Origin of the sequence: Archangium minus, assembly GCF_044360475.1 — a bacterium.
GTDB lineage: Bacteria > Myxococcota > Myxococcia > Myxococcales > Myxococcaceae > Archangium > Archangium minus.
Window position 1 is genome coordinate 6,851,542 of sequence record NZ_CP043494.1, and the last position, 8,563, is coordinate 6,860,104.

Below are 8,563 nucleotides of genomic sequence, written 5' to 3' on the forward strand. Positions count from 1 at the left end.
GAGCTTTTCGTCGGTGGCGCGGGTGTCGGCCGCGGCTACCTCCTCGACCCGCTGCGCACCGCCTCCTCCTTCCTCCCCGACCCCTTCTCGCGTGAGCCCGGCGCCCGCCTCTACCGCACCGGGGACCGCGTCCGCTGGTTGCCCGATGGCTCACTCGACTTCCTGGGCCGCATCGACTTCCAAGTGAAGGTGCGCGGCTTCCGCATTGAGCTGGGGGAGATTGAGGACTGCCTCTCTCGCCTCCCCTCCGTGCGCGAAGTGGTGGTGGTGGTGCGCGAGGACTCTCCGGGTGCGCAGCGTCTGGTGGCCTACCTGTCCGCTCGCCCTGGCCACTCCCTCCAGGTGGAGTCGCTGCGCGCCCACCTCGCCCAGCACCTACCCGAGTACATGGTGCCCTCCGCCTTCCTCTTCCTGGAGTCCCTGCCCCTCTCCTCCAACGGCAAGGTGGACAGGAAGGCCCTTCCCCCTCCTTCCGACGCTCCCCTCTCCTCCTCCGCCTACGCGCCTCCGCGCACTCGCACCGAGGAGCTGCTGTGCGGCCTCTTCGCGCGGCTGCTTCGCCTGGAGCGCGTGGGCATCCACGACGACTTCTTCTCCCTCGGCGGCCACTCCCTGCTCGCCGCCCGTCTCGTCGCCCAGGTGCGCGAGGTGCTCGGCCTGGAGCTTCCCCTCCGCTCGCTCTTCGAGGCCACCACCGCCGCCCGTCTCGCCGAGCGGCTCGATACTCTCAAGGCTTCTTCCCAGGGCACCTCCTCTGCTCCGCCCCTGCGCCCCGCTCCTCGCGACGGCGCGCTGCCCCTCTCCTTCTCCCAGCAGCGTCTCTGGTTCCTCGACCAGTGGCAGCCCCAGGGCTCCTTCTACAACATCCCCGCCGCCCTCCGTCTCGAGGGCCCGTTGGACATCAGTGCCCTGCAGCGATCCTTCAACGAGCTCCTCCGCCGTCACGAGTCCTTCCGGACGACCTTCCAGGACGGCCCGCTGGGACCTGTGCAGCACATCCACCCGGAGCTCACCTATCCGCTGACCCTGGTGGAGCTCCAGGCCCTGTCCGAGTCCGAGCGGGAACAGGAAGCGCTCCGGCTCGCCAACGAGGAAGCTCGGCGGCCCTTCGATCTCGCCAGTGGGCCCCTGCTGCGCACCACCCTGCTGCGGCTCGACACTGAGCTCCACGTGCTCGTGGTGGTGATGCACCACATTATCTCGGACGGCGGCTCCTCCGAGGTGCTGCTGCGCGAGCTCGCTGCCCTCTATGACGCCTTCCTCCGAGGCCAGCCCTCGCCGCTGCCGCCCCTGCCGGTGCAGTACGCTGACTACGCCGTGTGGCAGCGCTCCTGGCTCCAGGGAGAGGCGCTCGAAGCACAGCTCGCCTGGTGGCGCCAGCAGCTCGAAGGTGCGCCCCACGCGCTGGAGCTGCCCACGGACAGGCCTCGCCCGGCGCTGCAGACGTTCCACGGAGCGCTCCTCACCCGGGTGCTGCCGCGCTCGCTCTCCGAGTCGCTGCGCGTCTTCCACCGCCGCGAGGGGGTCACTCCCTTCGTGACGTTGCTGGCGGCCACTCAGGCGCTGCTGCACCGTTACTCGGGCCAGGACGACTTCACCGTGGGCTCACCCGTCTCCGGCCGCACCCACGCCGAGATGGAGGGCCTCATCGGCTTCTTCGTCAACACCCTGGTGTTGCGCGCCCGCTTCGGTCCCCACACCACCTTCCGCGAGCTGCTCGCTCAGGCGCGTGAATCCACCCTCGGCGCGCTCGCCCACCAGGACGTGCCCTTCGAGAAGCTCGTGGAGGTGCTCCAGCCCCAGCGTGACCTGAGCCGCTCGCCCCTCTTCCAGGTGATGGTGGCCTACCAGCAGGAGCTGCACATCGAGCGAGCCCTGCCTGGCCTCGCCCTGCACCAGCTCCCGCTCGACGGACAGGGCGCCAAGTTCGACCTCACCCTCTCCCTCACCGACACCGACGAGGGCCTCCGCGCCTCCTTCGAGTACAACACCGACCTCTACGACGAGGCCACGGTGGCCCGCATGGCCGGGCACCTGACCCTGCTGCTCGAGAGCGCCATCGCCCATCCGGATCAGCCCGTCGCCTCGCTGACCCTGCTTACGGAAGAGGAGCGGAGGAAGGTACTGGTGGAGTGGAACGACAGCCGCGTGGACTTCCCGCGCGACGTGCTCGCCCACCAGCTCTTCGAGGCCCAGGTGGCCCGTACGCCGGAGGCTCCCGCTGTCTCCACCGGCGACTCCACCCTCTCCTACCGAGAGCTGGACGCTCGCGCCAATCAGCTCGCCTGGCACCTGCGCTCCCTGGGTGTCGGTCCCGAGACCCGCGTCGGCCTGTGTGTCGAGCGCTCCCACGACCTGGTCATCGGCATGCTCGCCGTCCTCAAGGCCGGTGGTGCCTGGGTTCCTCTCGATCCCTCCTATCCCTCCGAGCGCCTCTCCTTCATGCTGGCCGACTCGGACATTTCCGTGCTCCTCACCCAGGAGACGCCGCGGTCCGCTCTGCCCTCCACCTCCGCGCGCGTGGTGTGCTTGGACACGGACTGGCCGCAGGTGGCCACCCAGTCCACGGAGCCGCTCCCTCCGCTGGGCGTACCCGACAACCTCGCCTACGTCATCTACACCTCCGGCTCCACCGGTCGGCCCAAGGGCACCCTCCTCACCCACCGCGGCCTGTGCAACACCGCCCTGGCCGCCGTCCGCGAGCACGGCTTCGGCCCCGACACCCGCGTCCTTCAGTTCGCCTCCCTCGGCTTCGACGCCTCCGTCTGCGAAGTCTTCGCCTCCCTCCTCGCTGGCTCCTGCCTCCACCTGGCTCCCCGCGACAGCCTGCTGCCTGGGCCTCCCCTCCACTCCCTGCTTCGCTCTCGCTCCATCTCCGCCGTCACCCTCACCCCCTCCGTCCTCTCCCAGCTCGACACCGAGGGCCTCGAGGGCCTTCTCACCGTCATCTCCGCTGGCGAGGCCTGCCCTCCCGACGTCGCCTCTCGCTGGTCCTCCGGTCGCCGCTTCCTCAATGCCTACGGCCCCACCGAGGTCACCGTCTGCGCCTCCATTGAGTCCCGCCTCGACCCTCTCCAGCCCACCATCGGCCGTCCCTTCCCCAACGCCCTCCTCTACGTCCTCGACTCCCGCCTTCAGCCCCTCCCCATTGGCCTGCCCGGCGAGCTCTTCGTTGGTGGCCCGGGCGTGGCTCGCGGCTACCTCGGCCGTCCGGACCTCACCGCCGAGCGCTTCGTCCCCAATCCCTTCTCCCAAGAGCCTGGTGCTCGCCTCTACCGCACCGGGGACCTCGTTCGCTGGCTGCCCTCTGGCTCCCTGGAGTTCCTCGGCCGCATCGACGAGCAGGTGAAGCTGCGCGGCTTCCGCATCGAGCCCTCCGAGGTCTCCTCCGTTCTGCGCGAGCACCCCTCTGTCCTCGACGCCTTCACCCTCCTTCGCGAGGACTCCCCCGGCCTCCAGCGCCTCGTCTCCTACGTGGTGTCCCGCGAGGGCGAGCCCGACACGGGAGCGCTGCGTGACTTCCTGCGGGAGCGGCTGCCGGAGCACATGGTACCGGCAGCCTTCGTTCCCCTGGCGGCGCTGCCCCTGTCCGCTCACGGCAAGGTGGACCGGCGGGCGCTGCCCGCTCCGGACGAGGCACACGTGGGCAGCGGTCAGCCCTACATGGAGCCGCATGGTGAGCTGGAGCGCACCCTGGCCACCATCTGGTGCGAGGTGCTGGGCCTGCGGCGCGTGGGACGCAACGAGCGCTTCTTCGACGTGGGCGGCAACTCGATGAGCATCATCCGCGTGCAGACACGGGTGCAGGCGGAGCTGAGCCTGCGGGTGTCGCTGCCCGAGCTCTTCCAATACCCCACGATCGCCAAGCTGGCCGAGCACCTGTCACGGCTCGACACCCGCCCGAAGCTGGAAGCCAGCCAGGAGCGGGGCGAGGGCCGGAAGGAGCGAATGGATCAACAACGCCAGCTGCGCCTGGCGAACCGCCGGAAGAAGGGAGGCCAGTAATGGAGCAGAACAGCACTCCTGGAGCCGAGGCGGTCGCCATCGTCGGCATGGCGCTGCGAGTCCCCGGAGCCAGGGATCCGGAGTCCTTCTGGAAGCTGCTGCGCGAGGGCGTGGAGCCGCGCACCACCTTCACTGACGAGGAGCTGGAGGCAGCCGGGGTGCCCCGCTCCGTCCGCGAGCAGTCGGGCTACGTGCGCGCCGGCTTCGTCCTGGAGAACGTGGCTGCTTTCGATGCGGCCTTCTTCGGTTACAGCCCGAGGGAGGCGGAGCTGCTGGATCCCCAGCACCGGCTCTTCCTGGAGTGCGCGTGGGAGGCGCTGGAGCGAGCCGGGTACGAGGGGGCGCGCTGGCCGGGAGCCATCTCCGTCTTCGCCGGCGAGGGGCGCAGCACCTACCTGCTCTCGAACCTGCTGTCGCGGCAGGACGTGGTGGCCTCGCAGGGCCTGTTCTCGATGGTGATGGCCAACGAGAAGGACTTCCTCGCCACGCGGGTGTCCCACCGGTTGGACCTGCGCGGGCCGAGCCTCACGGTGCAGACGGCGTGCTCCACGTCGCTGGTGGCCGTGCACCTGGCCTGCCAGAGCCTGCTGTCCGGTGAGTCGGACATGGCGCTCGCGGGCGGTGTCGCGCTGACGCTGCCCCAACGTGCCGGCTACCTCTACCGAGAGGGCGGCATCCTCTCGCCGGATGGGCACTGCCGCCCCTTCGACGAGAAGGGCGAGGGAACAGTGGGCGGCTCGGGCGTGGCGGTGGTGGTGCTCAAGCGCCTGTCGGACGCGCTGGAGCAGGGAGATCACATCCACGCCGTCATCCGCGGCTCGGCCATCAACAACGACGGCTCCTCCAAGGTGGGCTTCACCGCACCCAGCGTGGAAGGACAGGCTCAGGTCATCTCCGAGGCGCTCGCGATGGCGGGGGTGGAGCCCGACTCCATCCAGTACGTGGAGGCCCATGGGACAGCCACCCCGCTGGGAGATCCCATCGAAGTGGCCGCGCTCAACCAGGTGTTCCAGGGCCTGCCGCGAGGCTCCATCGCACTGGGCTCGGTGAAGAGCAACCTGGGACACATGGACGCGGCGGCCGGCGTGGCGGGCCTCATCAAGACGGTGCTGGCGTTGGAGCACCGGCAACTGCCTCCCTCCCTGCACTTCCAGCGCCCCAATCCACGCGTCCCCTTCGAGGAGGGGCCCTTCGCCGTCAACACCACGCCGAGGGAGTGGCTCGAGGGAAAGCCGCGGCGCGCGGGGGTGAGCTCCTTTGGACTGGGTGGAACCAACGCGCACGTTGTGCTGGAGGAAGCGCCCACCGTGGCACCACGCACCACCGCGGCGCGCCCCTGGCAACTGCTGGTGCTCTCCGCCCGGAGCGGCCCCGCGCTGGAGGAGGCCACCGCACGATTGGCCACCCACCTCGAGCAGCACCCGGAGGTGGAGCTGGCGGACGTGGCCCACACGCTCCAGGTGGGGCGGCGGCGCTTTGAGCACCGGCGGATGCTGGTGTGTCAGGACACGCGCGAGGCCCGGGAGGTGCTGGCGGCGAGGGACTCGCGGATGCTCACCGAGGTGGCGGGAGATGCGCGCCGCTCGGTGGCCTTCCTCTTCCCCGGCCAGGGCTCGTACCACGTGAACATGGGCCGCGGCCTGTATGAGTCCGAGCCCCTCTTCCGCGAGCACGTCGACGTCTGCTGCGAGCTGTTCAAACCGCTGCTGGGCGTGGACCTTCGCAAGTCCCTCTACCCCACCGCGTCCGAGCTCGAGGAGGCCACACGGAAGCTGGAGCTGCTCTCGATCGGCAACCCGGCGCTCTTCACCCTCGAGTACGCCCTGGCGCGCTGGTGGATGGACATGGGCGTGCAGCCCCAGGCGCTCGCCGGACACAGCTTCGGCATGTACGCGGCGGCCTGCCTGGCGGGCATCTTCTCGCTGGAGGACGCCGTGGAGCTGGTGGCGCTGCGCAGCCGGCTCATGCAACAGCTCCCCGGGGGCACCATGCTGTCCGTGCAACTCCCCGAGGCCGAGCTCCTGCCGTTGCTGGCAGGGAGGCCGGTGAGCATCGCCGCCATCAACGCGGCCTCTTTGTGCGTGGCCTCTGGCCCCACCGACGCCATGCAGGCCCTCCAGGAGGAGCTGGGCCGGCGCGGCGTGGAGTGCCGCCGGTTGCACACCAGCCATGCCTGCCACTCGGCGATGATGGAGCCGATGCTGCGGCCCCTGGAGGAGCGGCTGCGGCGCGTGCGCATGTCTCCGCCGAAGATTCCCTGTGTCTCCGACATGACGGGGACGTGGCTCACGGACAGGGATGCAACGGATCCGCGCATGTGGGCGGAGCACGTGCGGCGCCCGGTGCGTTTCGCCGAAGGCGTGGCCACGCTGCTCGCGGAGCCGGATCGGGTGCTGCTGGAGGTGGGCCCCGGACAGACGCTGACGATGTTGACGCGGCAGTCCGCCAGCGCGGCGGAGCGCATGGTGGTGCCCTCGATGCGCCGGCCCCAGGACACACGGCCGGATTCTTCCGCGCTCCTGGAGGCAGCCGGGCGGCTGTGGCTGGCCGGCGTGGAGCTGGAGGGAGAGCGGCTCCAGGGACCCGGCGAGCACCGCCGGCTGGAGCTGCCCACCTACCCCTTCCAGCGGGAGGACTATTGGGTAGAGGCCGCGGGTGGTCAGGCCGCGCAAGAGCACCCCAGGACGTCCGGCTCCACGCCACGCAAGAGGGAGGATGTCTCGGAGTGGTTCTATCAGCCGGCCTGGAAGCCCACGCCGCCCCCCGCGGCGCCCGCTTCCCGGGGCGGGAGCATGCTGGCCTTCGTCGACCCTACGGGACCTGGCGCGAAGCTGGTGGAGCACCTGCGGGCCGGAGGCGCCGAGGTGGTGCGAGTGGTGCCCGCACGAGAGTTCTCGCGGCTGGATGAGCGGACCTATGGCATCGCTCCCGGCGAGCCCGCCCACTACCGCGCGCTGCTGGAGGAGCTGGAGGCTGCGGGCCGGCGGCCCCACCACGTGGTGCATGCATGGAGCCTGGGTCCCGGGCTTGAGGGGGAGGAGGATGCGGCGCTCGCCGCTGAGATGGAGCGGGGCTTCCACAGCGTCATCGCCCTGGCCCGGGCCCTCCAACCACGGGCTGGCGAGGCGCCGGTGGACATGGCGATCCTAGTAAGCGGCGCACTGGAGGTGACGGGCGACGAGCCGCTGGTGCCCGCACGTGCCCTGGTGGTGGGCCCTTGCAAGGTGGTGCCCCAGGAGCACGCCGGACTGCGCCCACGCTGCATCGACGTGCGCCTGCCCGAGGACGAGGCGAAGGTGGAGCAGCTGCTGGAGCGGCTCGCGGCGGAGGTGCGCCTGTCCTCGGCGGAGCCCGTGGTGGCCTGGCGCGGCTCGCGCCGCTACATCGAGCACTACGAGCCAGCGCGGCTGCCTGCTCCAAGCACGGGGATCGCGCCACTTCGCGAGCAGGGCGTGTACCTCATCACGGGCGGCCTGGGACGAATCGGCCTGGGAGTGGCCGAGCACCTGGCCGCGGCGGTGAGGGCGCGGCTGGTGCTGGTGGGCCGCTCGCCCTTCCCTCCCCGGGAGGAGTGGGAGGCCTGGCGGGCAGCACACGGCGAGCAGGACGGCGTGTCGCGGAAAATCGGCCGGCTGCGGGCGATGGAAGCGCTGGGGGCGGAGGTGCTGGTGCTGTCGGCGGACATGTCGCGACGGCCGGAGGTCGAGTCGGTGCTGGCCCGGACGGAGGCGCACTTCGGAGCGCTGCACGGGGTGGTGCACTCGGCGGGAAGCATCGGCATGCGGACGCACGTGCCGTTGGCGGAGCTGGAGCGCGAGCGTTGCGAGGAGCAGTTCGCCGCCAAGGTGCACGGCACACGGTGGCTCGAGGCCGCGCTGGCCAGCAGGAAGCTGGACTTCGTGGTGCTGCAGTCCTCGTTGTCCGTGGTGCTGGGAGGCCCGGGGTTCTCCGCCTATGCGGCGGCCAACGCCTTCATGGACACGCTGGCGTGCCTACGGGCCCGAGCAGGTGGAACGCAGTGGCTCAGCGTGAACTGGGACGGCTGGTACCAGGAGGGAGAAGAACCTGGCGCCTCCGACATGACGCTCGCAGAGGGCTCGGACGCCCTGCGGCGGTTGCTGGCCGCGCGAGCCGAGAGTCGCTGGGCCGTGTCCACCGCGGAGCTCCCCGCGCGCCAGGCGGTGTGGCTGCGGCGTGAACAGGCCCACGAAGCCGCGGCTCCGCGGACGAGCCAGAGCCAGGCCCGGCGCGGCTTGCGCAACGAGTACGTGGCGCCCCGTGACTCTGTCGAGCGTGAGCTGGCCGCCATCTGGGCGGAGCTGCTCGGCGTCGCGCAACCCGGCATCCACGACGACTTCTTCGAGCTGGGTGGGCACTCGCTGGTGGGTGCACAGGTCGTGGCGCGCGTGCGGCAGCTCTTCCAGGTGGAGCTGCGCATGCGCGACCTGTTCGAGACCCCCACCATCGCGGGCATGGCCGTGGCCATCGTCCAAAGCCGCGCCGACAGCATGGGCGATGAGGAGCTGGAGTCCCTCCTCGCCGAGTTGGAATAAGTCAT

At 70.6% G+C, this 8,563-nt stretch carries 2 protein-coding genes; both read left to right on the plus strand.

Annotated features, from left to right (window positions below):
* Window positions 1-138: 138 nt before the first annotated feature.
* Window positions 139-4,005 carry an amino acid adenylation domain-containing protein gene (locus tag F0U60_RS27835; RefSeq protein WP_395803945.1) on the plus strand — a complete coding sequence of 1,289 codons (3,867 nt, stop codon included), beginning with the start codon at window positions 139-141 and terminating at the stop codon, window positions 4,003-4,005.
* The gene (locus F0U60_RS27840) at window positions 4,005-8,558 is read left to right on the plus strand and encodes an SDR family NAD(P)-dependent oxidoreductase (protein WP_395803947.1); all 4,554 of its coding nucleotides are present in this window, start codon (window positions 4,005-4,007) and stop codon (window positions 8,556-8,558) included. Before F0U60_RS27835 ends, F0U60_RS27840 begins: the two co-directional genes overlap by 1 nt.
* Window positions 8,559-8,563: the final 5 nt, after the last annotated feature.

Excerpts from the sequence above, each read along its gene's own strand:
- F0U60_RS27840 (WP_395803947.1), top strand. The coding sequence starts at position 4,005 with ATGGAGCAGAACAGCACTCCTGGAGCCGAGGCGGTCGCCATCGTCGGC.